The following is a 23,743-nucleotide window of genomic DNA, read 5'->3' as shown; positions in this document are numbered from 1 at the left end:
GATTTAGACGCTTTGCCCCGCCTTCAGATGCACCGGCTCGCCATGCGGGGTGCTGAGATAGGCGGCCTCCCACCCGTCACGCAGGGCGCGCAGGTCACCGGGGCGGGCATGGCCCGCGTCGATCAGCAGGGTTTCGAGGGTTTCGAGCCAAGCGTTGAAATAGTCCTCCCCGCCGTTCAACGCCCGCGTCAGTCCGTGGCGCGCCAAGGTTGCGCCAAAGCGGTCGGCCCAGAAGGGCCAGTCGAAAAGACCGCTTTCGTTCAAATGCACCGTCAGCGCGAAAAGCTGCGCGTGCCATGGCGCCTCGAACACGGGTTCCGGGGCGCTCATGGGGCCGCCAGATAGCTTTGCCAGAGGTCGAGCACGACCTCATCGCGGGGATGTTCGGGATGCGCCCAAAGTTCAGAGGCCGGGAAGGCCACCGCGTAAAGCGGCTCCGGCGCCTCGCCCAGATCATGGGCGTTGCTATCAGGCAGAACATGGGTGCCATGCAACCGCAGCACCCGCCCTGAAGCGCCCGCGGCATAGGCGGGCAGCCGGGTGTGCCCGCCCGGAACGATGCTGTTTTCCGGCTGCTTGCGGGTGACGACCCTGTCGCCCGGCGCAAAGAGCGGCGTGACGCCCGAGGGGCGATCCGCCGGACCACCACGGGCCAGCACCCCGGCCACCTGCGGCGCTTTCAGCGCCTTTTCCGCCAGCGGGCTGAGCGTGGGCGCGGCTTCGCCCGAGAGTTCCTCGCGGCTGACCACCCCGCGGGCGACCAGCATATCGGCCACCCCGGCGATCCATTTCTCGTAATAGCTGAACCGCATGTAATCGGTCGGGGCAAGACATTCGCGGGCATGGCGCGACACGTCGATGTTCCATTTGCCCAACGTCCCCGTGGCCAAGGTCAGCGCCAGCGCGCGGCGGTGCCAATCGGCATGAAAGACCACATCTTCGCCCTCGGGCACTACAGCGCCATCGCCGAAACGCCCGCCCATGTCATGCACGCGGGTCATGGCGCTTTGGCCAATCCGGTGCCGATCATACTGTCGCGGGTGACAAGATCAGCCAGCGCGGCGACATCCATGCCGTCGCTCCCCGCCGGGCGTTGCGGGATCACCAGATAGCGCACCTCAGCCGTCGAATCCCAAACGCGCACGGCGGTCTCTTCGGGCAGGTCGATGCCAAATTCAGCCAGCACTTTGCGCGGCTCGCGGACCACGCGGGCACGGTAGGCATCGGATTTATACCAGCCCGGCGGGATGCCTAAAAGCGGCCAAGGGTAGCAAGAGCACAGGGTGCAAACGACGATATTATGCACCTCATCCGTATTCTCGACCGCGACCATATGCTCGCCCTGCCGCCCGAAGAACCCCATCTCGGCCACCACTGCGGTCGCATCCTCAAGCAGGGCCGCGCGGAAATCAGGATCGCTCCAAGCGCGGGCAACGACCTCGGCCCCGTTGCGCGGGCCGATGCGGTTTTCATAGGTGTCGATGATCTCATCCAAGGCGGCGGGGTCGATAAGCCCCTTGGCCGTCAGCAGTGTCTCCAACGCCTTGACCCTGAGCGCAGGCTCGGGCGGCAGCAGGGCATGGGGGTGGTCGTGGTCCGAATGATCATGTGGCATGGCGGCAGACTGCCCCAGCGGCACTCGGCTGTCCATCGCCGATCACAGGCAATCCCTTCATTTCTCTGCAAAGAATATGGGCGAATTTGCCCGCATTTCATGCTATAGTGAATGTACGAAGCGAGTCTGCACCACCTTAATTCCAGGATAGCCCTCTTACATATTGTGGTTGAGTACTGCTTCAAAAGACCGTCGCCCCCATGCGGCGGTCTTTGCGCGTGCCTTTGATCCCTTAGGCCTCCCCCTCCTGATCCGATCATCACCCGGCGGCAATCCACCCTTGCCCCCATGGGCAAAGACGAATAGATACCCGCCAACCAAAACCGAAAGCTGTCGCACCCATGGAAAATGTCGTTCTGATCATTCACCTGATTCTGGCTCTTGGCCTGATCGCCGTGGTACTTCTGCAACGGTCCGAGGGCGGCGGCCTTGGCATGGGCGGTGGTGGCGGCGGTGCCGTTTCGGGCCGTGCGGCGGCCACGGCACTGGGCAAGGTGACATGGGCGCTCGCCGCCGGTTTTATCGCCACATCGATCACGCTGACCATCATCGCGGCGGAAAAATCCGCAGGCTCGTCTGTCATCGACCGGCTGAGCGCGACACCGCCCGCCCAGAGCCAAGATGGCAGCCCGGCTCTGCCCGCGGGCGACGATCTGCTGCCGCCTTCCGCGGATGGCAACACACCGCTGGTCCCTGCGGCCGATTAAGCTAACGAACACAAAACCTTGAGGCACGGCCCGGTTCCGCAACTGTATGTTGCGGCGGACCTTGCCTCAAACGCACGAATCCTGTAAGGCTTAAATCCCGTGGTGTTGCGGTTTTCCGCAGCGCGTTTGGCTGGTTTTTGCCTGCAACAAACTTTGAATTCACGGGGGTCTCCGATCACATGGCACGCTATATCTTCATCACAGGCGGTGTGGTCTCGTCGCTGGGCAAGGGTCTGGCCTCGGCGGCTTTGGGTGCCTTGCTTCAGGCACGCGGTTTTTCGGTGCGTCTGCGCAAGCTGGACCCCTATCTGAACGTCGATCCCGGCACGATGTCGCCTTTCGAGCATGGCGAAGTCTTCGTCACCGATGATGGCGCAGAGACCGACCTCGACCTTGGGCATTACGAGCGTTTCACCGGTGTTGCTGCGCGCAAGACCGACAGCATCAGCTCGGGCCGGGTTTACTCCACCGTGCTAGAGAAAGAGCGCCGCGGCGATTATCTGGGCAAGACCATTCAGGTGATCCCTCACGTTACCAACGAAATCAAAGACTTCATCGACATTGGCGATGATGAGGTCGACTTCATGCTTTGCGAAATCGGCGGCACCGTGGGCGATATCGAAGGGCTGCCCTTCTTCGAGGCGATCCGCCAGTTCAGCCAAGACAAGCCGCGCGGCCAGTGTATATTCATGCACCTCACGCTGCTGCCCTACGTCAAGGCCAGCGGCGAATTGAAGACCAAGCCGACGCAGCACTCGGTCAAAGAACTCCGCTCCATCGGCATCGCGCCCGACATTCTGGTTTGCCGCTCCGAAGGGCCGATCCCCGCCAAGGAGCGTGAGAAGCTGGCGCTCTTCTGCAACGTGCGCCCGGATTCGGTGATCGCCGCGCAGGATTTGAAATCGATCTACGAAGCCCCGCTCGCCTATCACCGCGAGGGGCTGGATCAGGCGGTTCTGGATGCCTTCCAGATCACCCCCGCGCCCAAGCCGAACCTGTCGCGTTGGGAAGATGTGGCCGACCGCATTTACAACCCCGAGGGCGAAGTCAAAGTCGCCATCGTCGGCAAATACACCCAGCTTGAAGACGCCTATAAATCCATCGCCGAAGCGCTGACCCATGGCGGCATGGCGAACCGGGTGAAGGTCAAGGTCGAATGGGTCGATGCCGAGATTTTTGACAGCGAAGACCCCGGTCCGCATCTCGAAGGGTTCCACGCGATCCTCGTCCCCGGCGGCTTTGGTGAGCGCGGGACCGAGGGCAAGATCAAGGCCGCGCAATATGCCCGCGAGCACAAGGTGCCCTATCTGGGCATCTGCCTCGGCATGCAGATGGCCGTGATCGAAGCGGCGCGCAACGTGGCGGGTCTGAAGACGGCAGGGTCGGAGGAGTTCGACCATGAAGCCGGGAAAAAGCGTTTTGAGCCGGTGGTTTATCACCTGAAGGAATGGGTTCAGGGCAACCACAAAGTGGCGCGCAAGGTCGATGACGACAAGGGCGGCACCATGCGTTTGGGCGCCTATGACGCGAAGCTGGTCGAAGGGTCGCGCGTGGCCGAAGCCTATGGCACCACCACCATCGACGAGCGTCACCGCCACCGCTACGAGGTCGACATCGCCTATAAGGACCAGCTTGAGAAGGCCGGGCTGAAGTTCTCGGGCATGTCGCCCGACGGCAAGCTGCCTGAGATTGTCGAATGGTCGGATCACCCGTGGTTCATCGGCGTTCAGTTCCACCCTGAGCTGAAGTCCAAGCCCTTCGACCCGCACCCCCTGTTCAAGGATTTCGTGCGCGCCGCCAAGGATGTGTCGCGGTTGGTATAAGCTTTTGAGGCCCGTGCGTTTTGCGCCGGGCCTTTTTTCTGCCGGGCAACCACTAAAAGGCCCGGAACCAAGCCGCAGGCGCCGGGCCATCGCCTGCCCGCCCGCCACGCCGTAGGCGTGCCATCATTCATTCGGCGCACCTGCGGTGCGTCGGGTAGGCGATTTCGCGACGGGCGCGTACTTCTGCGAGAACACATCACGGTAGCACCATAAAGTGGCATGGATCGCGGTTTGGTTCGCCCACCCGCGGACAGGCGCTGGCCCTTAGCTCCCGCTCTTTCGCGTTGCACCCGCCAACCACTCCGCTACAGCTAGGCCATGCTGAGCTATCAACACATCTACCACGCCGGAAACCTTGCAGATGTGCAGAAACACGCGCTTTTGGCGTGGATGCTGTCCTATCTTACCCGCAAGGACAAACCGCTCACCTATCTGGAAACCCATGCAGGGCGGGCGCTTTATGACCTGTCGGATGCGGCGGCGGAAAAGACGGGCGAGGCGCGGCAGGGCATCGACAAGGTGCGCGATTGGTTCACCCCCGATCACCCCTACAGACAGGTTCTGGAAGCGCTGCGCGAGGCCCACGGCCCCCGCGCCTACCCCGGCTCTCCCGTGCTGGCCGCGAAACTGCTGCGCCCCGATGATCGCATCCATCTGGCCGAGTTGCACCCGCAAGAGCACAGCGCCCTTGATCTGGCAATGTCGCCCTATCCGGCGAAATGCCACCTCAGCGACGGGTTCGAGATGGCCTTTGCCCTCGCACCGCCAACACCGCGCCGGGGGATGCTGCTGATCGACCCCTCTTACGAGATCAAAACCGATTACGAGACCATTCCGCGCCAGATCGCCAAACTCAACCGCGCCTGGAACGTGGGCATCATCGCCCTGTGGTATCCAATCCTGACAAACCGCGCGCATCTTCCGATGCTCGACAAGCTCACCGCCAACCACCCCGATGCGTTGCGCCACGAAGTGCGCTTTCCGCCCGCGCGGCCCGGGCATGGCATGGTCGGCTCGGGCATGTTCGTGATCAATCCCCCTTACGGGCTCGACAATGAGGCACAGAACCTCACCGCCCGTTTCGCCACTTTGACCCAACAGGAGAGATAACAAATGCCAAAGGGCTATTGGATCGCCACCATGGATATCCACGACACTGCGATTTACGACAAATACCGTGCTGCCAATGCCAAACCTTTTGCGGACTACGGCGCGCGCTTCCTTGTCCGCGGCGGCACCCAGCAGATCCGCGAAGGGCAGATGCGCGCCCGCACCGTTGTTTTGGAATTCGACAGCTATGCCGACGCGGTCGCCTGCTACGAAAGCCCCGGCTACCAGCGGGCAAAAGACATTCGCCTGAACGTGGCGGACGGGTCTTTGGTGATCGTCGAGGGCTATGACGGCTAAGCCCGTGTGGCCCCTTGCAGGAACCTGCGCCCCCGATGCGCAGTTTCCTCTATGGCGACCCTGTTTCCTGCGATAAGTGAGCCCCATGCTGAACCGACTGTTCCCCCGCCGCAAGGCGCAGCCGAAACCTTTGCCGCAGCCCAATGCCCAACTGGCACTTGGCGCGCTTTTGGTGCGTGTGGCCTTTGCCGATCGCAACTACCGCGCCTCCGAGATCGGCCAGATCGACCGCATTCTGGCGCAGACCTTCGGCCTCAAACCCATCGAGGCGGCGAAACTGCGTGCCACTTGCGAAGCGCTAGAGCGCGACGCCCCCGGCACGCCGGAGTTCACCCGCATCCTGCGCGAAGAGGTCGACTATGCCGACCGCAAGGCATTGGGCGAGGCGATGTGGCAGGTGGCCCTTTCGGACGGGGCGCGCAATGATGACGAGGAAATTCAGCTTGTCGCCATCGAAACCGCCCTTGGCCTGTCGGATGAGGATATGGCCGCAGCCCGGGCTAACGCTTTAAACACGCTATGACATTCCCTTTTCCCGCAGCAGGATGATGACGCATATATGTTTGGTGACTTTCTCAAACGGCTGACCCAGCCCGAACCCGATCCATTGGCCGATAATGACGCCCGCCTCGCGCTCACGGCGCTTTTGGTGCGCATCGCCCGGTCCGACAATGACTACGCAATGAGCGAGCGGCGCCTGATCGACCGGATCGCCGCCGAGCGCTACGGCCTGAACGAGGCCGACGCCACCGCCCTGCGTAGAGAGGCCGAGGCGCTGGAGGCCCAAGCCCCCGACACCGTGCGCTTTACCCGCGCGATCAAAGATGCGGTGCCCTATGAGCACCGGCTGGAGGTCATCGAGGCGCTTTGGCAGGTGGTTCTGGCCGACGGCAGCCGCTCCGACGAAGAAGACGCGCTGCTGCGGCTGGTGTCGAACCTATTGGGCGTCACCGATACCGACAGCGCCATGGCGCGCCAGCGTGTTGCCAAAGAAAACTGACCTAGCGTCAGCACCGGGACTGTGATGCAACGCGGGGCAAACTCTGCGTTGCAATTTCCGTCGATTCGTCGCTTTATAGCGCACTGAAATGACAGATTGGCGACAGTTTCCGTGACCACAGACACCCCGGTTATCCAGATCAAGAACCTCCACAAGGCCTATGGCGCGCTGGAGGTTCTCAAAGGGGTCGATCTGACCGCCCCGCGTGGCCATGTGATCTCGCTCATCGGGTCGTCCGGCTCGGGCAAATCGACGCTGCTGCGCTGCTGCAACCTGCTCGAAGACAGCCAACAGGGCGAGGTGATCTTTAAGGGCGAACCGGTGCGGTGGAAGGGCGACGGCCACCAGCGCTGCCCGGCGGACGCCAAACAGGTGCTGCGCATCCGCACCAACCTGTCCATGGTCTTCCAGCAGTTCAATCTCTGGGCGCATATGTCGATCCTGCAAAACGTGATGGAAGCGCCGCTGACCGTGCTGGGCCGCGACCGGGCGGAGGTAGAGCGCGCCGCGCGTGGCTATCTGGAAAAGGTCGGCATCGGCGACAAATGCGATGTCTATCCCGCCCAGCTCTCCGGCGGCCAGCAACAGCGCGCCGCCATCGCCCGCGCGCTCTGCATGGAGCCCGAGGCGCTGCTCTTTGATGAGCCCACCAGCGCGCTCGACCCTGAATTGGAGCAGGAAGTCGTCAAGGTTATCAAGGATCTGGCCGCAGAGGGGCGCACGATGGTGATCGTGACCCATGACATGAAACTGGCCGCCGATGTCAGCGATCATGTCGTCTTTTTGCACCAAGGTCTGATCGAAGAACAAGGGACGCCCGAAGAGGTCTTCGGCGCGCCCAAATCGGAACGTCTGCGTGGGTTCCTTTCGGCAACCCAGCCTGCGTAAACAAGAACCAAAGGGAGTTACCAAATGAAAAAGATCCTACTGGCAAGCGTCGCGCTCAGCATGACCGCTGGCTTCGCGATGGCCGAAGCCCATGGCAAAACCATCCGCATGGGCACCGAGGGCGCCTACCCCCCCTACAACTTCATCAACGACGCCGGCGAAGTCGACGGGTTCGAGCGTGAGCTGGGCGACGAGCTGTGCGAGCGCGCTGAGCTGACCTGCGAATGGGTCAAGAACGATTGGGACAGCATCATCCCCAACCTCGTGTCGGGCAACTACGACACCATCATGGCGGGCATGAGCATCACCGACGAGCGTAAGGAAGTCATCGCCTTTACGCAGAACTACTATCCGCCCACCGCCTCGGCCTATGTGGCGGCCTCTGAGGACGCGGACCTCGAAGGCGGCGTTGTCGCCGGTCAGACCGCGACCATTCAGGCGGGCTATGTTGCCGAAAGCGGCGCCACGCTGATCGAATTCGCAACCCCGGAAGAGACCGTCGCCGCCGTGCGCAACGGTGAGGCCGACGCGGTCTTCGCCGACAAGGATTACCTCGTGCCGATCGTCGAGGAATCCGGCGGTGAACTGATGTTCGTGGGTGACGATGTGCCGCTCGGCGGTGGCATCGGCATGGGCCTGCGCCAGTCCGACACCGAGCTGCGCGACACCTTCGACGCCGTCATCACTGAGATGAAGGAAGACGGCTCGCTCAACGAGATGCTCAAGAAGTGGTTCGGCGAAGACACCACCACCTACGAGTGATTCCATCTCAGGCGCGCCCCCGCGGCGCGCCTGACCATGCCTGCGCGGGCCCCGCGCGCAGATCAGCCCACGGGGGCCCATGTTCTCTTTCTGCACCGATCCGTCGACCCTGAATGACTGGCTCTGGACCGCCTGTTACCTGACCACCGGCGTCCATATGTCCTTCTACCTGTCCTTCCTGAAGGTCCTGCTGCTTTTGGCGGTCACCGCCCCCGTGGCACTGGCCTTCGGCTTTGGCGGGGCCATGATGGCACGCGCGCGTTTCGCGCCGCTGAGCTGGGTCGGCAAGGGCTATATCGCGCTGGTGCGCGGTGTGCCGGATATCGCCTTCTTCCTATTTTTCGTGATCGCCTTGGATCAGGGCATCGAGTACCTGCGCCACAAGGTGCTTTGCCCCGATTGGGAAATGCCGATCCGCCAAGGCAGCGACTTCGTCGTCTGCCAAGAAGCCAAGATGCCCCTGGGCAATGCCGCCCAATGGGTGCATGAGACCTATGGCTTCGGCCTCGCCGTCTTTACCTTTGCCATCGTTTTCGGGGCCTTCGCGGCCAATGTGCTTTTCGGGGCCATGCGCGCCGTGCCGCGCCCGCAACTCGAAACCGCCGAAGCCTATGGCATGACCCACCGCCAGACCTTCTGGCGGGTGCTGGTGCCGCAGATGTGGGTCTATGCCCTGCCCGGCCTCAGCAACCTGTGGATGGTGCTGATCAAGGCCACGCCGCTGCTGTTTTTGCTGGGTGTCGAAGACATCGTCTATTGGGCGCGTGAACTGGGCGGCACCAAAACGCCGCGCTTTACCGACTACCCGCACCCGGACTGGCGCATGTGGTACTTCCTCGCGCTGCTGGTGTTCTACCTGCTCTTCACCCGCATTTCCGAGATCACGTTGGACCGTCTGATGAAACGACTGACACGCGGCCAAGCCACCACCGGCGGCGAAGCCCAGCGGAGGGCCGGCGCATGAGCTGTCTGCAAACGATTCAGGACTACGGTCTGCGGTCCTTGGGCTATGGCGAGCGGCTGCTGCCGCGCGACGGTTTCACGCTTTGCGAGCAGTTCACGCTGATCGGTTCGGGCATGATCTGGAACGTCTATTTCGGCGTCGTCGCTTTGTTGACCGGCTTTTTCTTTGCCACGGCGCTTGGCGTCGGCAAGGCCAGCGCGAACCCGTGGTTCCGCAAACCGGCGGAGTGGTTCATCTTCATCTTCCGTGGCTCGCCGCTCTTCATCCAGTTCTTTTTCGGCTACTTCCTGTTTCTGTCACTGAAATCGCAATACGCCTTCTTCGCCCCCTTCACGGCGGCATGGCTGGGCGCGTTGATCGTGCTCTTTCTTAACACTGCCGCATATTCGGGCGAAATTTTTTACGGCGCGCTGCAATCCATCCCTAAGGGGGACGTAGAGGCCGCGGATGCCTATGGTCTGTCGGGTTGGTCACGCTTTCGCCGGGTGATCTGGCCCACCTCGCTGCGGCTCGCTTGGCCCGCCTATACGAATGAGGCGATTTTCCTGTTTCACGCCACGACGCTGGTGTTTTTCAGCGGTTTCCCGGCATGGCAGCAGCGTGGCGACGCGCTCTACTACGCCAGCTATTTCGCGGATAAGACCTTCAACCCCTTCGTCCCCTATCCCATTCTTGCCGGGTATTTCATCCTTCTGACGCTCTGCATCATCGGCGTCTTTGGTTTGATCAATTCCCGCCTCAACCGCCACCTGCCCCAAGCGCAACGCCGTAAAATTCGCTTGCGTCCTAATTTGATCCGGTAGTATCCATTATTTGATCAAATTACGCGGCGCGTGGGCGCCAACCGCTTTTGCCCCCGGGCGAACCGCTTTGTGACATGCCCACCGCCCTTTCAGGTGATGTATGAACAACTGGCTTCGCAAAAATCCTCAGGTCCGCACCATTCGTGTGGCCGCCGCAGACCTCAATGGCCAAGCCCGGGGCAAGCGCATCCCCTCGCGCTTTGCCGATAAGGTCACGACCGAGGGCACCCGCTTTCCCGTCTCGGTGTTGAACCTCGACATCTGGGGCGAGGATATCGACGACAGCCCGCTGGTGTTTGAAACGGGCGATGCGGATGGCGTACTGAAACCGACCGAACGGGGCTTCATGCCGATGCCATGGCTCGACGCGCCCTCGGCCCTGCTGCCCATCTGGATGTTCCGCGAAGATGGCCGCCCCTACCCCGGCGATCCGCGCCATGCGCTGCGCGCGGTCCTGGACCGCTACAAGGCGCGCGGGCTGACGCCGGTCTGCGCCGTTGAGCTGGAATTCTTCCTGATCGACGATTCGGGCCGCAACCTTCAGGTGCCTGTGTCGCCCCGGTCGGGCAAGCGGCGCAAGGCGGCCGAGACCATGTCGATCCGCGCGCTTGACCAGTTCGATCTGTTCTTCACCGATCTTTATGACGCCTGCGAAGAGATGGACATCCCCGCCGACACCGCCATTTCCGAGGCGGGTCTGGGTCAGTTCGAGATCAACCTCATGCATTGCGACGACGCCCTGCGCGCCGCCGATGACGCATGGCTGTTCAAGATGCTGGTCAAGGGACTGGCCCGGCGGCACGGCTTTGCCGCAAGCTTTATGGCGAAACCTTACGAGGATTACTCCGGCTCCGGCCTGCACACCCATTTCTCGGTATTGGATGAGAAGGGCGACAACATCTTTGACGATGGCGGGCCGAAGGGGACCGACACGCTGCGCCACGCTGTGGCGGGCTGCATGAACGCGATGCAGGGCTCGGCGCTGGTCTTTTGCCCGCATGCCAATAGCTTTGACCGGATGGTGCCGGAATCCCATGCGCCCACCGGGGTTTGCTGGGCCTATGAGAACCGCACCGCCGCGATCCGCATCCCCTCGGGCAGCCACAAGGCGCGGCGCATCGAACACCGCGTCTCGGGCGGGGATGTGAACCCCTATCTGATGCTCGCCGCCGTGTTGGGTGCCGCGCTCAACGGGATCGAAGACGCGCTTGAGCCGCCCGCCCCGATCACCGGCAACGCCTATGCCGCCGAATTGCCGCGCATGCCGAGCGATTGGAAAACCGCCATCGACCTGTTTGAAAGCTGCCCCCATGTCGCGCGGATTTTCGCGCCCGAGATGATCCGCAACTTCGTGCTGACGAAGCGTCAGGAATTGCATTACATGCAGGAATTGACCCCAGAGGAACAGGTCGAGATCTATCTCGACACTGTGTAACAGGTGACACATGAAAATCGGCATTCTGCAAACCGGCCATTCCCCCGACGACTTTCGCGAACAGCTGGGCGACTACGGCGAGATGTTCACCAAACTGCTGGACGGCCACGGGTTTGACTTTCAAATCTGGTCGGTCGTCGATGGTGTCTTGCCCGACAGCGTGACAGAGGCCGACGGCTGGCTTATTACCGGATCGAAACACGGCGCCTATGAAGATCACGATTGGATCCCGCCGCTTGAGGAGTTCATCCGCCAGACCTATGCCGATGGCCGCCCCATGATCGGCGTTTGTTTCGGGCATCAGATCATCGCCCAAGCGCTTGGCGGCAAGGTCGAGAAGTTTACCAACGGCTGGTCCATTGGCCGCACCGAATACGACATGGATGGTGAGAAACTGGCGCTGAACGCATGGCATCAGGATCAGATCGTGGACCTACCCGAAGGGGCGCGCGTCGTCGCCTCATCTGACTTTTGCGCCTATGCGGCGCTGGCCTATGACGACCGCATCTGGACGGTGCAGCCGCACCCTGAGTTCGGCCATGACTTCATCGACGGCTTGATCAAAACCCGCGGCAAGGGCGTGGTGCCCGAGCATCTGCTGGAACAGGCGACTGCCGCCTTGGGCGGCCCCATCGACAACCAAAAAATCGCGGACCAAATGGCCGCATTCTTTAAAGACAACAGGAAAGAGAGGGCCTGATGGCCGAGGATTGGACAGAAGCACTACCCGAAGCGGCGCGCGCCTATCTTGAGGGCCGGCGTCTGGACGAAGTGGAATGTATCATCCCCGACCTGCCCGGCATCGCCCGGGGCAAGGCCGTCCCGGCGTCGAAATTCGCGCGGCAAGAGTATTTCCACCTGCCCGACAGCATCTTCTACCAGACCATCACCGGCGAATGGGGCGAAGCGGCGGGCGATGACGGTTTCATCGAAAAAGACATGATCCTGCGCCCGGATATGGACACGGCCACCGCCGCACCTTGGACCGGGGACTGGACGCTTCAGGTCATCCACGACGCCTATGACCGCGACGACAAGCCGGTGGCCTATTCGCCGCGCAATGTGCTCAAACGCGTGGTGCAGCTTTACCGCGACAAGGGGTGGGAGCCGGTTGTCGCCCCCGAGATGGAATTTTTCCTCGTGGCCCGCAACATCGACCCGGCCAAGGAAATCCTGCCGATGATGGGCCGCTCGGGCCGCCCGGCAGCGGCGCGGCAGGCCTATTCGATGACCGCGGTGGATGAATTCGGCCCCGTGATCGACGACATCTACGACTTTGCCGAGGCGCAGGGGTTCGAGATCGACGGCATCACCCAAGAGGGCGGCGCGGGCCAGCTTGAGATCAACCTGCAACATGGGGATCCGGTGCGGCTGGCCGATGAGGTGTTCTATTTCAAACGGCTGATCCGCGAAGCCGCGATGCGGCATGAATGCTACGCCACCTTCATGGCCAAACCCATCGCCGATGAGCCGGGCAGCGCCATGCATATCCACCATTCGGTGCTGGACGTGAAAACCGGCGAAAACATCTTTGTCGATGCCGAAGGCGAAGAGACCGCCCCCTTCCGCCATTTCATTGCCGGTTTGCAAAACCACATGCCAAGCGCACTGGCCGTGATCGCGCCCTATGTCAATTCCTACCGCCGCTACGTCAAGGATCACGCCGCGCCGATCAACCTTGAATGGGGCCGCGACAACCGCACCACGGGCATTCGCGTGCCGCTCTCGGGGCCGAAATCACGCCGGGTGGAAAACCGTCTCGCCGGGATGGACTGCAACCCCTACCTCGGCATCGCCGCCAGCCTCGCCTGCGGCTATCTGGGGCTGATCCAGCAGAAAGACCCGCTGCCCGAATTCAAGGGCGATGCCTATGTCGGCGAAGGGGATATTCCGCAGGTTCTGGGCCAAGCGCTTGATCTCTTTGAAGAAGCGACGGAATTGCACGAGGCGTTGGGCCCCGATTTCGCCCGCGTCTACTCCATCGTGAAACGCGCGGAATATGAGGAGTTCCTACAGGTCATCTCGCCTTGGGAACGTGAACATCTGCTGATGAACGTCTAACGCCCGGAGGCCCGATGAACCTGCTTTACGCCAATGACACGCCCGGCCAGTACCCCACCAGCTGGTACGCCGCCACTGCCACGAAACACGCGGCCTACCCGCCGCTTCAGGGCGATACAAAGGCCGATGTCTGTGTCGTTGGCGGCGGCTACACCGGACTTTCCGCCGCACTGCATCTGGCCGAGGCAGGTTACGACGTGGTGCTTTTGGACGCGCAGCGCGTGGGTTTCGGCGCTTCGGGGCGCAATGGCGGACAGTTAGGCTCGGGCCAACGGGTCGAGCAAGATGGGCTCGAAAAGATGCTGGGCGAAGACCATGCCGCCAAGCTGTGGCAGATGGGCGAAGACGCCAAGGAACTGGTCAAATCCCTTATCGCGAAACATGAGATCGACTGTCACCTGAAGCCCGGCGTGGCCTGGACCGGCTCCACCACATCTGACGTGCGGCATCTGCACGATTATGCAGAGCATCTGCAAAAGCGCTATGGCTATGATGAGATCGAAGTGTTGGATCACGCTGCGCTGCAATCGGTCTGCCCCTCGCCCGACTACAAGGGCGGCGTGCTCGACATGGGGGCCGCGCATTTGCACCCCTTGAACTACGCCCTCGGCCTTGCCCGCGCCGCTGCCGCCGCAGGCGTGCGCATTCATGAGACAAGTCCCGCCGAGAACATCGTCGAGGGCAGCAAGGCGCTGGTGCAAACCGCCACGGGCAGCGTGAGCGCCGATCATGTGGTGCTGGCCTGCAACGGCTATCTGGGCAAGCTCAACGGCGACGTGGCCGCCAAGGTCATGCCGATCAACAATTTCATCGCCGCGACCGAACCCTTGGGCGCGCGCGTGAAAGACGTGCTGCCCCGCGACGTGGCCGTGGCCGACAGCCGCTTTGTGGTAAACTATTTCCGACTGTCGCACGACGGACGGCTGCTGTTTGGCGGCGGCGAGAGCTATGGCTATCGCTTCCCGCAGGACATCGCCGCCAAGGTGCGCAAACCGATGTCGCAGGTCTTTCCGCATTTGAAGGACGTTAAGATCGACTACGCTTGGGGCGGCACTCTTGGCATCACGATGAAGCGCCTGCCCTATGTGGCCCGGCTCGCGCCGAACATCCTCTCGGCCTCGGGCTATTCCGGTCACGGGGTTGGGACCGCGACCCATGCGGGCTATCTGATGGCCAAGGCGATCGAAGGCGATGCCGCGGGTTTCGACACGATGGCCGCGATCCCGACGCAGGCTTTCCCCGGCGGGGCCTCTCTGCGGAGCCCGCTTTTGGTGCTTGCGATGCTTTGGTATGCGACGCGGGATCGGTTGGAGCTTTGACTTCGCTCTGAGCGGTCGCGCGGGGTTGGCTGGTGGTGGAGTGCGGGGGCTCTGCCCCCATCGCGCCTTTGGCGCGATTCCCCCGAGGGTATTTGAGAAAGGATGAAGGGGAAGAGGGGGTGGCCTGTTGTGGGGGCATCCCCCCTTGGTTTGCGTAGGCGTTTGTTTTACTATTCTGGAAATCGTTATTCAGGATTTTGAAATATGGCTTTGCCTGACATGCACCGTGCCGAACCGATCCCTGCCGAAGCGGAGGCCGCCATTGCGGAGCTTTTGCAAAGTGGCGATCTTTTTCGCTATACTGCGGCCAAGGACGCGCCTGTTTCCCTGTTGGAGGTCGAATTTGCGCAGATGATGGGCAGTGAATATGCGCTGGCCGTGTCCTCCTGCTCGGCCGCGCTGTTTCTGTCCTTGCTTGCTTTGGACTTGCCGGTTGGGGCGCCGGTGTTGATCCCGGGTTTCACCTTTGCTGCCGTGCCTTCTGCAGTGATCCACGCAGGCTGCAAGCCGGTGCTTTGTGAGGTGGGCGAGAATTACCGTGTGGATTTGGAGGATTTCGCCGCCAAACTGCCGGGCGTTCGGGCGGTGATCATCAGCCATATGCGGGGGCATACTTCGGATATGGATGCGATCATGGGGCTTTGCGAGGCTGCTGGCGTGCCGGTGATCGAAGACGCGGCCCATTCGCTGGGCACGCTTTGGCGGGGGCGGAAACTCGGGACGATTGGCAAGATCGGCTGTTTTTCCTTCCAGTCCTACAAGATGATAAACGCAGGCGAAGGCGGCATCCTGATCACCGATGACGCCGATCTGGTGGCGCGGGCGATCATCATGTCGGGCGCTTATGAGCATAATTGGAAGAAACACGCGGCCCTGCAAGACAGCTTTGCCAAATGGCAGAACCGGCTGCCGCTGTACAATCTGCGCATGTCCAACCTTTCGGCTGCGATCATCCGGCCGCAATTGCCGCATTTGCCGCGCCGGGTGGCCGATGGACTGCGCAATCACGATCACATGGCGGCGCGGCTGGCGGCCTCCCCCTTGATCGAGGTGCCAAGCCCCCTGCCCGGTGAGACCCGCGCGCCGGATTCGATCCAGTTCAATCTGGTGGGCCTCTCTGACGCCAGCATCCGCGCTTTCGCGGCAGCGGCGGAGGCGGTGGGGGTGAAGGTGCAGGTCTTTGGCCAAAGCACCGACAACGCCCGCGCTTTTTGGAACTGGCAATTCATCGAAGACCTGCCCGAACTGCCGCGCACCCGCGCCATGCTGATGCGGGCCTGCGACGTGCGGCTGCCGGTGCAATTGACGCTGGAGGAGATCGACGCCGTGGCGGATGTGATTTTGGGCGCGCTGAGGGATGTGGCCGAGGCGCAGGCGGCCTGAGGCGGGCGCGCGACGCCCGCGTCTTCTGGGGTTAGTTCAACTTTGACAGTTTGTCCTGCAACTCTGCCAACTGCTTTTTGATCGCGTCCAAATCGTCGCCCTGTTCGGCCTGTTGTTTGGGCGGCTCTGGCGTGGTTGATTTGGCCCAGCCACCGGTCATCGCCTTCATAAAGGCTTCTTGCTGCGCCTGCATCGCTTCCATGCCGGGCATCTTGGCCATCGGGTTCATCGCACTCATGTTCTCGATCGCCTTGGACTGGCCATCGCGCAGCATGTCGAAGGAGGCCTGCAGGAACTGCGGCACCACCGAGACATTGCCCGACATATAGCTGCGCACCAGATCGGTCAGCACATCGACCGGCAAGACGGCCTCGCCCCGGCTTTCGTGTTCGGCGATGATTTGCAAGAGGTATTGCCGGGTCAGGTCGTCGCCGGATTTCAGATCGACGATCTGAACCTCGCGGCCATCGCGAATAAAACCGGCGATATCTTCCAGCGTGACGTAATCGCTTGTTTCGGTGTTGTAGAGCCTGCGGCTGGCATAGCGTTTTATCAGCAAAGGCTTCGGTTTGTCCGCCATGATATTACTCCCGACCAATGGTGCTGCATCGCAGCTTAGGACAGCGATCGGCAAATAGAAAGAGCGCATGACAAAAGGGCAGGCCCGTCTGGACCTGCCCTTTCTTTAAGCATTCCTTGGCGCTGGAGAGCCCAGCGTCAAATTTACTTCACAGTCGCTTTTTTGGCGGCAGCCTGTGCGGTGGCCACGCCTTCGGTGGTGGCGGCTTTGGCGTCGCTTTGCAGGTCTTTGCCAGCCGACATCATCAGCTCGACGGTGTCCATCTGAACCTTTTTCGCGATCTCGGCGAAGGCAGCCATATGCTCGGCCGCGGATTCGGCGGAGGCGGAGGCGAAATCGGTCATCGCTTTGGCATAGTCTGTGGGCTCGGCTTTGACCTTGGTCATCTCGGTCAGGCGGGCCAGTGTCTCTTTCGTCCAGGCGGTGGAGATGTCGGCGGATTTTTCAGCCGCGTCGAAGGCAACGCCGGAGAGTTTCTCGTTCAGGGTGGCGGTGTTTTTGAATGCGTCTTGCATGGCGGCGTTATCCACCGGGAAAGCGCCCAGAACGTCTTTGAACATCGCGGTCATGTCAGGTGTCTTGGTCATGTCTCAATCCTTTTAATGCTACTGTGGCAAGGGAGCGGGGAGACCCGTCCGTTTCGCGTCTGACCACAACATAGATGCCGCAGCGCAGCATTTCAAGGTTTTTTCTGCATTGCAGCATGAGCCCGAAGGGTGTTTGGATTACCTAAGGTAATCAGTCGTTTGCCTTGCGGGTCACATAGCTGCCCGGGGCATCGGCGAGAATTTCGCGCCCATCGTCGCCGGGAAACCGTGCGGGAATCATTGCCCCTGCCCGTTTGGTGAGCCACTTGCCCCACCGCGGCCACCAAGACCCTTCGTGAAAGGCGGCGGCCTCGCGCCATGCGGCGTAGTCCTGCGTGAGATCGCCGTTCACATAGTGGCCGTATTTCTTCCGATTGGGTGGATTGACGATGCCCGCGATATGGCCCGATTGCGCCATGATGAAGGTCTTGTCCTTCGACCCCATCTGCTGCACCCCGCGGTAGCAGTCTTTCCACGGCGCGATGTGATCCGTCTCGCAGGCCACGGCGCAGAGCGGCACCTCGATATCATCCAGTGTCAGCCGCTCTCCGAGCAGTTTGAAACCGCCCTCGGCCAATTCGTTTCGCTGGCAGAGACCGCGCAGGTATTGCATCGCCATCTGCCCCGGCAGATTGGCTCCGTCGCCGTTCCAATAGAGCAGGTCAAAGGCCGGGGGCGTCTCGCCCATCATGTAGCTGCGCACGGCTGGTCCATAGACCAGATCGTTGGACCGCAGGAATGAAAAGGTGCGCGCCATGACGACCGAGGGCAAAATGCCCTTATCCGCCGTCTCGGCCTCGATCCCGTCGATGAAATCATTGGTGAGGAAGGGCTGAAACTCCCCCTGATCCGAGAAATCGGTGAGCGCGGTGAAGAAGGTGGCGGATTTGATCGAGCTATCGCCACGTTTTTTCAACAGCGACAGGGTCAGCGCCAGCGTGGTGCCGGCGATGCAATAGCCCACCACGTTGAGGCGCTTTTCCTGAGTGATCGCCTTCACCTCTTCAATCGCGGCGAGGTAGCCCTCTTCGACGTAATCCTCCATGCCGATTTGGGCATAGCTGGCATCGGGGTTCACCCATGAGACGATGAACAGCGTGTGCCCCTGATCGACCAGCCATTTGACGAGGCTGTTCTGCGCCTTGAGGTCGAGAATGTAGAACTTGTTGATCCACGGCGGGAAGATCAGCAGCGGGGTTTTATGGACCTCTTCGGTGCTGGGGGTGTATTGGATCAACTCGAACATGCGGTTGCGAAACACTACCTTGCCCGGCGTGGTGGCGATGTTGCGGCCCAGCTCAAAGGCGCTGTCATCCGCCAGTTTCACGACCAGCTCGCCGTTATTGGCCTCCAGATCCGCGATCAGGTTCTCCAGACCTTTCACGAGGCTCTCGCCCTCAGTCTCAACCGCGCGTTCCAGCACGTCGGGATTGGTGGCGAGGAAGTTGGTCGGGGACATCATCGCGATGATCTGCTGGCTGAAATAGACCAGCCGCTTTTTCTCGGCCGGGTCCATGTCTTGGGCATCTTCGACCGCTTGGCGCAGCGCCTCGGCGTTGATCAGATACTGCTGTTTGATGAAGTTGAAATAGGGATGGGTCTGCCACAGCGGGTTGGCGAAACGTTTGTCGGTCGGCGCGTCCTCTTCAACCGGGGCCAAACCGCCCTTGGCCAGCGCCTGCTGCGCCTCGACGAAATGGGCGACCGATTTGGTCCAATAGCCCATCTGATGCTCCATCAAACGGGCCGGATTGGTCATCGCTTCGGCCCAGTAAGACTGTGCCGCCTTGGCGAAAAGCTGTTGGTTCGGACCATCGAGCGCGGGCTGATGGCCCTCGCGCTGCGCCATCACACGGGTCAGGCGCTGGCTTAATTCTTCAACCTTTTTCAAGTTTTGCGCCATACGAGACAGGGCTGGAGGCTCGGCAATCTCGGGATTTTCGGATTCTGTTGTCATCTTAACCCTTACCTCCTATCTTCGCAGGTGCAGCATAAAGGAGCCCCCACATGCGCTATATGGCCACCTACGACATGATGGAGTCCATCCGGAACACCAATCAATGGCTCGGCGCTTCTGCGCTTGCTATGGCATCCTACCCGGCTTTCTCTCTGTTTCCAAACCCTGCGATGGAATGGCTCGCCGCTTGGGGTGAGGTGACGGAGCGGACCTTTGCCCGCATGGTCGTCAAACCCGATTGGGACATTCCCCCGGTGGTCGGCCCCAAGGGGCAGGACTGTCTGGTCAGCATCGAGCCGGTGATGGAACGGCCCTTTGGCGATTTGCTGAAATTCTCGGTCCAAGGCCGCGAAGAGACGGGCCGCAAGGTTCTTTTGGTCGCGCCGATGTCGGGTCATTACGCCACGCTGCTCCGTTCCACTGTGATCTCCCTGCTGCCTGATTGCGACGTCTATGTGACGGACTGGCACAATGCGCGTGATATTCCAGTTAGCGCGGGCAAGTTCGACATCGAGGATTATACGCTCTACCTCGTTGATTTCATGCATCACCTCGGGCCGGACACCCATGTGATCGCGGTCTGCCAGCCTGCGCCGCTGACGCTGGCCGCCACCGCCTATCTGGCCGAGGAAGCGCCCGAAGCGCAGCCGCGCACGCTGACGCTGATCGGCGGGCCGATCGATCCCGATGCCGCACCTACAGACGTGACCGATTTCGGCCATAGCGTGACCATGGGCCAGCTTGAGCAGATGATGATCCAGCAGGTCGGCTTCAAATACGCGGGCGTGGGGCGCAAGGTCTATCCGGGGCTGTTGCAGCTTACTTCTTTCATTTCGATGAATAATGACACACACCGCGATGCCTTTGCCAATCAGATCACCCGCGTGGCGCAAAAAACGGCGCATGAGCATGACAAGCACAACAAGTTCTACGACGAATACCTCGCCGTGATGGACATGCCGGCGGAGTTCTACCTGTCGACCGTGCAGCGGATTTTCAAAGAGCGCGAGATCGCGCGCAACGTCTTCACCGTGGCGGGCCGTCAGGTCGACATCGGCAAGATCACCACCGTGGCGGTCAAAACGGTCGAAGGCAGCAAGGACGACATTTCGGCCCCCGGCCAGTGCATCGCGGCGCTTGATCTGCTGACTGGACTGCCGGATGCCAAAAAGGCCAGCCATCTAGAGCAGGGCGCGGGCCATTACGGGATCTTCGCGGGCAAAAGCTGGCGCAACAACATCCGGCCCTTGGTGCTTGACTTTATCGACGCGAACAACGGCACGCCCGAGCCGCAAAACCCTGCGCCCCAAACGCCCGGGCCGCAAAAGCCCGCGTCTCAGAAACCTGAGGCCAAGAAGAGCGATAAACCGGCAGCGGCCTGACCCGCTGACCTATTGCAGCACCAGAGGTTGATGCAGCCAGTCGCGCAGCGCGGCGGTGGTCGCCTCTGGCTGCTCTAAGCTGGGCAGATGGCCCGCGTCTTCGAGCACCGTCAGCTTGGCATAGGGGATCATCTCGGCCATGAAGGCATGGCGTTTGACCGGGCAGAGCGCGTCATGCTCCCCGCAAAGCACCAGCGCGGGCACCTTGCACTTGCGCAGCACCGCCTGTTGATCGCGCCGCCGTTGCAGTGCGCGGGATTGGCGGACGAAGACATCGCCGCCCAGCGTCTCGGCCATCTCCATCGCGCGGGTCAGCACCTCGCCCCGCCCCTTGCCGGGGGCAAGGAAACCATTGGCCATCCGCGCCTGCATCGCCTCCCCCAGCTTGCCCGATTGTGCCATGATGATCTGCGGTTCACGGTCCGCGGCAATGGCGGGCAATTCGGCCAGCACTTGGGTGGCAAAAAGGGCAATGCGGCTGATCCGGTCGGGCGCGCGGCGCAGCAATTCCAGCGCCACCACACCGCCCATGCCCTGCCCCACCAGCGCGAAACGCGGCGGCAGTTGATCCAACAGGCCCGAGGCGATCTCTTCGATCCGTTCGCCTTGGGTGATCGGGGCCAGCACCACGGTCCCGCGCGGGGACAGCGCTTGGATCTGCGGCGTGAAGACACGCGCGTCGCACATCATGCCGGGCAGCAGAACGATCGGCTCAGCCATTGAGCCGGCTCCGGTGCGGTATGCAGTTGAAATAACGTGGTTTCATGCCGTCCCCCTTGGGTTTGGCGGTCTCTTAGCATGGTCGGTTTCGGGGGACAGCGGGGCGCAGGCGCGTCGGCGGTTCCATGCCCGCGCCCTTGGTCACTCCGCGTTGCCGGAGACCGCGTTGATCGCCTCGACGATCATTGCCAGACAGCCCGCGTCCGAGAACCGGTGATCGGCGTCCTTGACCAGTGTCAGTTGCATATCGGGGCTCTGCGCATGCTCCAGCAGCCGCACCGCCGTGGCCGTGCTGACGGCGGTGTCCGCCGTGCCCTGCACCAGGCGCACCGGGAACGGCAGGTTCAGCGGATCGCGCAGCACCAACCGCTTGCGCCCGTCCTCGATCATCCGGCGGGTGATGATATAGGGCTCCATATAGTCCGACGGCAATTCGACCCGCCCGACCTCTTCCAAGGTCTGTTTCTGCGCCTCGGTGAAATTCGCCCAATAGCCATCTTCGGTGAAATCGGGGGCCGCGGCGATGCCGACCAGCCCGGCGACCCGCTCAGGCAGATGCCGCGCCAAGAGCAGCGCCTGCCAGCCGCCCATCGAGGAGCCGACGACGATCAGCGGCCCCTCGGTCAGCGCCTCGACTGCGGCCAGCGTGTCTTCGTGCCAATCGCCGATGCACCCTTCGGTAAATAGGCCCGACGATTCCCCATGGCCCGAATAGTCGAAGCGCAGAAAGGCGCGCCCCTCGGCCCGGGCCCAGTCTTCGAGATAGACCGCCTTGGTCCCCATCATGTCGGACTTCAGCCCGCCCAGAAAGACCACGCAGGGCCCCGCCCCTTCGGTCTTGTGATAGGCGATACGCCGCCCCTGCGGCGTGTCGATGAATTTGCTGTCTGCCATGCTGCCTCCGTCTTTGGTCCAATCATGGGCATCGGCGCGGATGAGGGCAAGTCAGTCCTCGGCCAGATGCTCAACCTCCGGCAGCCAATGGGCCAACACGGCGGCGGCCAGCGCCATGACGGTAAATAGGATCAGCGTCGCCTGCGCCCCGATTAGCGCGGCCCCGCCGCCCAGCACGCCCGCCAGCAGCAAGAGCAGACCGATCACCGTATTGCTGACGGCAGCATAGGCGGCGCGTTGGTCTTTCGGGGCCATATCGACCAGATAGGTCGACCGCCCCTGCCGCACGCCGTGATAGGCGATCATCAGGATGAAGAGCACGGCAGGCATCGCCCAGACCGCCTGCGCCAGACCAAGGAACCACAGCCCCACCGCTAGCGCCATCGCCACTGCGCCAACGACGCCGGTCAGCATCAGCACACGGCGGCTCGACATATCCGACAGCCGCCCCCAGACGTAGGAGCTGACCAAAGACGCAAGCGCGGAGGCCAGTACCAAGGCCCCCAATTGGCCCAACTGCCCGCTCTCTGACGAACCGGCAAGCACCACCAAATAGGGCGGCGCCAACGCGGTAGAAACCAAGAGCCCGCGCACCAGAATGAAAAGCCACAGATCGCGGTTGCCGCGCAGGAGTTTGAAATCCACGCCATCGGCCTCTTCGGTCTCGCTCGGCGTTTCCATGATCGTCGAAAACAACAGCGCCGCGCCGATCCATAGCGCCGCCGCCAGCGCGATGGCTGCCACGACGACACCCCGGCTTTGAAACAGGCCCGACATCAGCAGCCCGGCAAAGATCACCACCCCAACGGAGGAGACCGACCCCGCCAAACCGGTCACCGATCCGCGCCGGGTCTTGCCCACGGTCTTGCCCAGAATTTCCTTGAACGACACCGAACAGGCTGCGCGGCAAACGGCGAGCAGCGCCAGCGCGGCGCAGACCGCATAGCCCGCCATGGCCCCCTCAAGGCTGAGCGCAGCAAGGGCGATCAGCCCCGCCGCCACGCCCTGCCCGACCGAGCCCCAGACCCAAGCCCATTTGCGCCGTGCCATGCGCTGCACCACGCCCGCCAGCGCGATCTGCGGCAAAAGCGACCCGGCCTCACGGATCGGCACCAAGGCCCCTGCAAAAACCGCAGGCGCGCCGAGGGCGCTCAACAGCCAAGCCAAGACCAGTTTCGGGTCGATCAGACCATCGGCCACTTTGGTCATCGACAGCGACACTATATGGCGCAGCCCGTTGCGGGCCTCGGCCTGCTGCGCCTTGTCGTCCAACCCCGGTGCCGGGTCGTCCGCCCCCGAAATCGTCTCGAATGCGCGCTGCGCCGTGTCGTCTTGCATCTGACCGATCCTCGTTGTTGCCCGCCTGACATAGCGCGCCATCGCCCTGCCGCAACTTTCCCGAAGCGGTCTCACTTGCATTGACAAGCCGCGTCCGCGCCGCCACATAGGCCCGACA

At 62.1% G+C, this 23,743-nt stretch carries 25 protein-coding genes; 16 read left to right on the top strand and 9 right to left on the bottom strand.

Annotated elements, in window-relative coordinates; all coding sequences use genetic code 11:
- Positions 1 to 3: 3 nt before the first annotated feature.
- Genes ACGYLA_RS12250 through nthA form a run of 3 tightly spaced genes read right to left on the bottom strand, consistent with a single transcriptional unit; the run spans position 4 to position 1,615 of the window.
- A complete protein-coding gene (locus ACGYLA_RS12250; protein ID WP_271687861.1) occupies positions 4 to 330 on the bottom strand; it encodes a nitrile hydratase accessory protein in 327 nt (108 codons plus the stop codon).
- A complete protein-coding gene (nthB, locus tag ACGYLA_RS12245) occupies positions 327 to 1,001 on the bottom strand; it encodes a nitrile hydratase subunit beta (protein ID WP_394432751.1) in 675 nt (224 codons plus the stop codon). Before nthB ends, ACGYLA_RS12250 begins: the two co-directional genes overlap by 4 nt.
- Complete coding sequence (nthA, locus tag ACGYLA_RS12240) at positions 998 to 1,615, bottom strand: nitrile hydratase subunit alpha (RefSeq protein ID WP_394432749.1); 618 nt, start codon at positions 1,613 to 1,615, stop codon at positions 998 to 1,000. The genes nthB and nthA overlap by 4 nt, the downstream gene beginning before the upstream one ends.
- 341 nt (positions 1,616 to 1,956) lie before the next feature.
- Between nthA and secG the strand changes: the two genes are divergently transcribed.
- From secG to ACGYLA_RS12165, 15 genes are all read left to right on the top strand, one after another.
- A complete protein-coding gene (gene secG, locus ACGYLA_RS12235) occupies positions 1,957 to 2,322 on the top strand; it encodes a preprotein translocase subunit SecG (protein WP_067262351.1) in 366 nt (121 codons plus the stop codon).
- A gap of 179 nt (positions 2,323 to 2,501) precedes the next feature.
- Positions 2,502 to 4,145 carry a CTP synthase gene (locus tag ACGYLA_RS12230; RefSeq protein ID WP_394432747.1) on the top strand — a complete coding sequence of 548 codons (1,644 nt, stop codon included), beginning with the start codon at positions 2,502 to 2,504 and terminating at the stop codon, positions 4,143 to 4,145.
- Positions 4,146 to 4,463: 318 nt separating this feature from the next.
- A complete protein-coding gene (locus ACGYLA_RS12225) occupies positions 4,464 to 5,255 on the top strand; it encodes a 23S rRNA (adenine(2030)-N(6))-methyltransferase RlmJ (protein WP_394432745.1) in 792 nt (263 codons plus the stop codon).
- A gap of 3 nt (positions 5,256 to 5,258) precedes the next feature.
- Entirely contained in the window at positions 5,259 to 5,552 is a 294-nt protein-coding gene (locus ACGYLA_RS12220; protein ID WP_067261008.1) for a DUF1330 domain-containing protein, read from the top strand.
- 85 nt (positions 5,553 to 5,637) lie between these two features.
- Positions 5,638 to 6,075, top strand: a complete 438-nt coding sequence (locus tag ACGYLA_RS12215; RefSeq protein ID WP_209219000.1) for a TerB family tellurite resistance protein — start codon at positions 5,638 to 5,640, stop codon at positions 6,073 to 6,075.
- Between the two features lie 36 nt (positions 6,076 to 6,111).
- Positions 6,112 to 6,552 carry a TerB family tellurite resistance protein gene (locus tag ACGYLA_RS12210; RefSeq protein ID WP_394432743.1) on the top strand — a complete coding sequence of 147 codons (441 nt, stop codon included), beginning with the start codon at positions 6,112 to 6,114 and terminating at the stop codon, positions 6,550 to 6,552.
- 111 nt (positions 6,553 to 6,663) lie between these two features.
- A complete protein-coding gene (locus ACGYLA_RS12205) occupies positions 6,664 to 7,440 on the top strand; it encodes an ABC transporter ATP-binding protein (protein ID WP_209219002.1) in 777 nt (258 codons plus the stop codon).
- 24 nt (positions 7,441 to 7,464) lie between these two features.
- Positions 7,465 to 8,202, top strand: a complete 738-nt coding sequence (locus ACGYLA_RS12200; protein ID WP_209219003.1) for a transporter substrate-binding domain-containing protein — start codon at positions 7,465 to 7,467, stop codon at positions 8,200 to 8,202.
- Between the two features lie 79 nt (positions 8,203 to 8,281).
- Complete coding sequence (locus tag ACGYLA_RS12195; protein WP_394432740.1) at positions 8,282 to 9,166, top strand: ABC transporter permease; 885 nt, start codon at positions 8,282 to 8,284, stop codon at positions 9,164 to 9,166.
- Complete coding sequence (locus ACGYLA_RS12190; protein WP_394432738.1) at positions 9,163 to 9,969, top strand: ABC transporter permease; 807 nt, start codon at positions 9,163 to 9,165, stop codon at positions 9,967 to 9,969. The genes ACGYLA_RS12195 and ACGYLA_RS12190 overlap by 4 nt, the downstream gene beginning before the upstream one ends.
- 100 nt (positions 9,970 to 10,069) lie before the next feature.
- Positions 10,070 to 11,404, top strand: coding sequence for a glutamine synthetase family protein (locus tag ACGYLA_RS12185; RefSeq protein ID WP_067260995.1), 1,335 nt, complete (start codon positions 10,070 to 10,072; stop codon positions 11,402 to 11,404).
- Between the two features lie 10 nt (positions 11,405 to 11,414).
- Positions 11,415 to 12,104 carry a type 1 glutamine amidotransferase gene (locus ACGYLA_RS12180; protein ID WP_394432736.1) on the top strand — a complete coding sequence of 230 codons (690 nt, stop codon included), beginning with the start codon at positions 11,415 to 11,417 and terminating at the stop codon, positions 12,102 to 12,104.
- On the top strand, positions 12,104 to 13,465 hold the full coding sequence (locus ACGYLA_RS12175) for a glutamine synthetase family protein (RefSeq protein ID WP_394432734.1): 1,362 nt from the start codon (positions 12,104 to 12,106) through the stop codon (positions 13,463 to 13,465). The genes ACGYLA_RS12180 and ACGYLA_RS12175 overlap by 1 nt, the downstream gene beginning before the upstream one ends.
- Before the next feature lie 14 nt (positions 13,466 to 13,479).
- Positions 13,480 to 14,784 (top strand): NAD(P)/FAD-dependent oxidoreductase, encoded by a 1,305-nt coding sequence (locus tag ACGYLA_RS12170; RefSeq protein ID WP_394432732.1) that lies wholly within the window; start codon positions 13,480 to 13,482, stop codon positions 14,782 to 14,784.
- Positions 14,785 to 14,988: 204 nt separating this feature from the next.
- Positions 14,989 to 16,167: a DegT/DnrJ/EryC1/StrS family aminotransferase gene (locus ACGYLA_RS12165; RefSeq protein ID WP_394432730.1), complete on the top strand. Its 1,179-nt coding sequence runs from the start codon at positions 14,989 to 14,991 to the stop codon at positions 16,165 to 16,167.
- A gap of 31 nt (positions 16,168 to 16,198) precedes the next feature.
- Here ACGYLA_RS12165 and phaR read toward each other — a convergent pair whose 3' ends face one another.
- The 3 genes from phaR to ACGYLA_RS12150 form a co-directional block, all read right to left on the bottom strand.
- Entirely contained in the window at positions 16,199 to 16,747 is a 549-nt protein-coding gene (gene phaR / locus ACGYLA_RS12160; RefSeq protein WP_271687875.1) for a polyhydroxyalkanoate synthesis repressor PhaR, read from the bottom strand.
- Positions 16,748 to 16,890: 143 nt separating this feature from the next.
- A complete protein-coding gene (locus ACGYLA_RS12155; RefSeq protein ID WP_067260985.1) occupies positions 16,891 to 17,334 on the bottom strand; it encodes a phasin family protein in 444 nt (147 codons plus the stop codon).
- A gap of 151 nt (positions 17,335 to 17,485) precedes the next feature.
- On the bottom strand, positions 17,486 to 19,291 hold the full coding sequence (locus tag ACGYLA_RS12150) for a PHA/PHB synthase family protein (RefSeq protein ID WP_394432728.1): 1,806 nt from the start codon (positions 19,289 to 19,291) through the stop codon (positions 17,486 to 17,488).
- A 50-nt stretch (positions 19,292 to 19,341) separates the two neighbouring features.
- Between ACGYLA_RS12150 and phaZ the strand changes: the two genes are divergently transcribed.
- On the top strand, positions 19,342 to 20,673 hold the full coding sequence (phaZ, locus tag ACGYLA_RS12145; protein ID WP_394432726.1) for a polyhydroxyalkanoate depolymerase: 1,332 nt from the start codon (positions 19,342 to 19,344) through the stop codon (positions 20,671 to 20,673).
- Between the two features lie 9 nt (positions 20,674 to 20,682).
- Here the strand turns inward: phaZ and ACGYLA_RS12140 are convergent, their stop codons facing one another.
- The 3 genes from ACGYLA_RS12140 to ACGYLA_RS12130 all read right to left on the bottom strand — a co-directional run bounded on the left by ACGYLA_RS12140 (position 20,683) and on the right by ACGYLA_RS12130 (position 23,625).
- Positions 20,683 to 21,393, bottom strand: coding sequence for an alpha/beta fold hydrolase (locus tag ACGYLA_RS12140; RefSeq protein ID WP_394432724.1), 711 nt, complete (start codon positions 21,391 to 21,393; stop codon positions 20,683 to 20,685).
- Between the two features lie 141 nt (positions 21,394 to 21,534).
- Complete coding sequence (locus ACGYLA_RS12135; protein ID WP_394432722.1) at positions 21,535 to 22,287, bottom strand: alpha/beta fold hydrolase; 753 nt, start codon at positions 22,285 to 22,287, stop codon at positions 21,535 to 21,537.
- 51 nt (positions 22,288 to 22,338) lie between these two features.
- Positions 22,339 to 23,625: an MFS transporter gene (locus tag ACGYLA_RS12130; protein ID WP_394432720.1), complete on the bottom strand. Its 1,287-nt coding sequence runs from the start codon at positions 23,623 to 23,625 to the stop codon at positions 22,339 to 22,341.
- Between the last annotated feature and the right edge of the window lie 118 nt (positions 23,626 to 23,743).

Source organism: Sulfitobacter sp. 1A13679 (assembly GCF_043557115.1).
In the GTDB taxonomy this organism is placed as follows: Bacteria; Pseudomonadota; Alphaproteobacteria; order Rhodobacterales; family Rhodobacteraceae; genus Sulfitobacter; species Sulfitobacter faviae.
This window is presented reverse-complemented; position numbering and strand designations above follow the sequence as displayed.

Excerpts from the sequence above, each read along its gene's own strand:
- ACGYLA_RS12225 (WP_394432745.1), top strand. The coding sequence starts at position 4,464 with ATGCTGAGCTATCAACACATCTACCACGCCGGAAACCTTGCAGATGTG.
- ACGYLA_RS12210 (WP_394432743.1), top strand. The coding sequence starts at position 6,112 with ATGTTTGGTGACTTTCTCAAACGGCTGACCCAGCCCGAACCCGATCCA.
- ACGYLA_RS12135 (WP_394432722.1), bottom strand. The coding sequence starts at position 22,287 with ATGGCAGACAGCAAATTCATCGACACGCCGCAGGGGCGGCGTATCGCC.
- nthA (WP_394432749.1), bottom strand. The coding sequence starts at position 1,615 with ATGCCACATGATCATTCGGACCACGACCACCCCCATGCCCTGCTGCCG.
- ACGYLA_RS12180 (WP_394432736.1), top strand. The coding sequence starts at position 11,415 with ATGAAAATCGGCATTCTGCAAACCGGCCATTCCCCCGACGACTTTCGC.
- ACGYLA_RS12190 (WP_394432738.1), top strand. The coding sequence starts at position 9,163 with ATGAGCTGTCTGCAAACGATTCAGGACTACGGTCTGCGGTCCTTGGGC.
- nthB (WP_394432751.1), bottom strand. The coding sequence starts at position 1,001 with ATGACCCGCGTGCATGACATGGGCGGGCGTTTCGGCGATGGCGCTGTA.
- ACGYLA_RS12150 (WP_394432728.1), bottom strand. The coding sequence starts at position 19,291 with ATGACAACAGAATCCGAAAATCCCGAGATTGCCGAGCCTCCAGCCCTG.
- ACGYLA_RS12175 (WP_394432734.1), top strand. The coding sequence starts at position 12,104 with ATGGCCGAGGATTGGACAGAAGCACTACCCGAAGCGGCGCGCGCCTAT.
- ACGYLA_RS12130 (WP_394432720.1), bottom strand. The coding sequence starts at position 23,625 with ATGCAAGACGACACGGCGCAGCGCGCATTCGAGACGATTTCGGGGGCG.
- ACGYLA_RS12155 (WP_067260985.1), bottom strand. The coding sequence starts at position 17,334 with ATGACCAAGACACCTGACATGACCGCGATGTTCAAAGACGTTCTGGGC.
- ACGYLA_RS12185 (WP_067260995.1), top strand. The coding sequence starts at position 10,070 with ATGAACAACTGGCTTCGCAAAAATCCTCAGGTCCGCACCATTCGTGTG.
- ACGYLA_RS12215 (WP_209219000.1), top strand. The coding sequence starts at position 5,638 with ATGCTGAACCGACTGTTCCCCCGCCGCAAGGCGCAGCCGAAACCTTTG.
- ACGYLA_RS12165 (WP_394432730.1), top strand. The coding sequence starts at position 14,989 with ATGGCTTTGCCTGACATGCACCGTGCCGAACCGATCCCTGCCGAAGCG.
- ACGYLA_RS12230 (WP_394432747.1), top strand. The coding sequence starts at position 2,502 with ATGGCACGCTATATCTTCATCACAGGCGGTGTGGTCTCGTCGCTGGGC.
- ACGYLA_RS12170 (WP_394432732.1), top strand. The coding sequence starts at position 13,480 with ATGAACCTGCTTTACGCCAATGACACGCCCGGCCAGTACCCCACCAGC.
- phaR (WP_271687875.1), bottom strand. The coding sequence starts at position 16,747 with ATGGCGGACAAACCGAAGCCTTTGCTGATAAAACGCTATGCCAGCCGC.
- ACGYLA_RS12200 (WP_209219003.1), top strand. The coding sequence starts at position 7,465 with ATGAAAAAGATCCTACTGGCAAGCGTCGCGCTCAGCATGACCGCTGGC.
- secG (WP_067262351.1), top strand. The coding sequence starts at position 1,957 with ATGGAAAATGTCGTTCTGATCATTCACCTGATTCTGGCTCTTGGCCTG.
- ACGYLA_RS12140 (WP_394432724.1), bottom strand. The coding sequence starts at position 21,393 with ATGGCTGAGCCGATCGTTCTGCTGCCCGGCATGATGTGCGACGCGCGT.
- phaZ (WP_394432726.1), top strand. The coding sequence starts at position 19,342 with ATGCGCTATATGGCCACCTACGACATGATGGAGTCCATCCGGAACACC.
- ACGYLA_RS12220 (WP_067261008.1), top strand. The coding sequence starts at position 5,259 with ATGCCAAAGGGCTATTGGATCGCCACCATGGATATCCACGACACTGCG.
- ACGYLA_RS12195 (WP_394432740.1), top strand. The coding sequence starts at position 8,282 with ATGTTCTCTTTCTGCACCGATCCGTCGACCCTGAATGACTGGCTCTGG.
- ACGYLA_RS12250 (WP_271687861.1), bottom strand. The coding sequence starts at position 330 with ATGAGCGCCCCGGAACCCGTGTTCGAGGCGCCATGGCACGCGCAGCTT.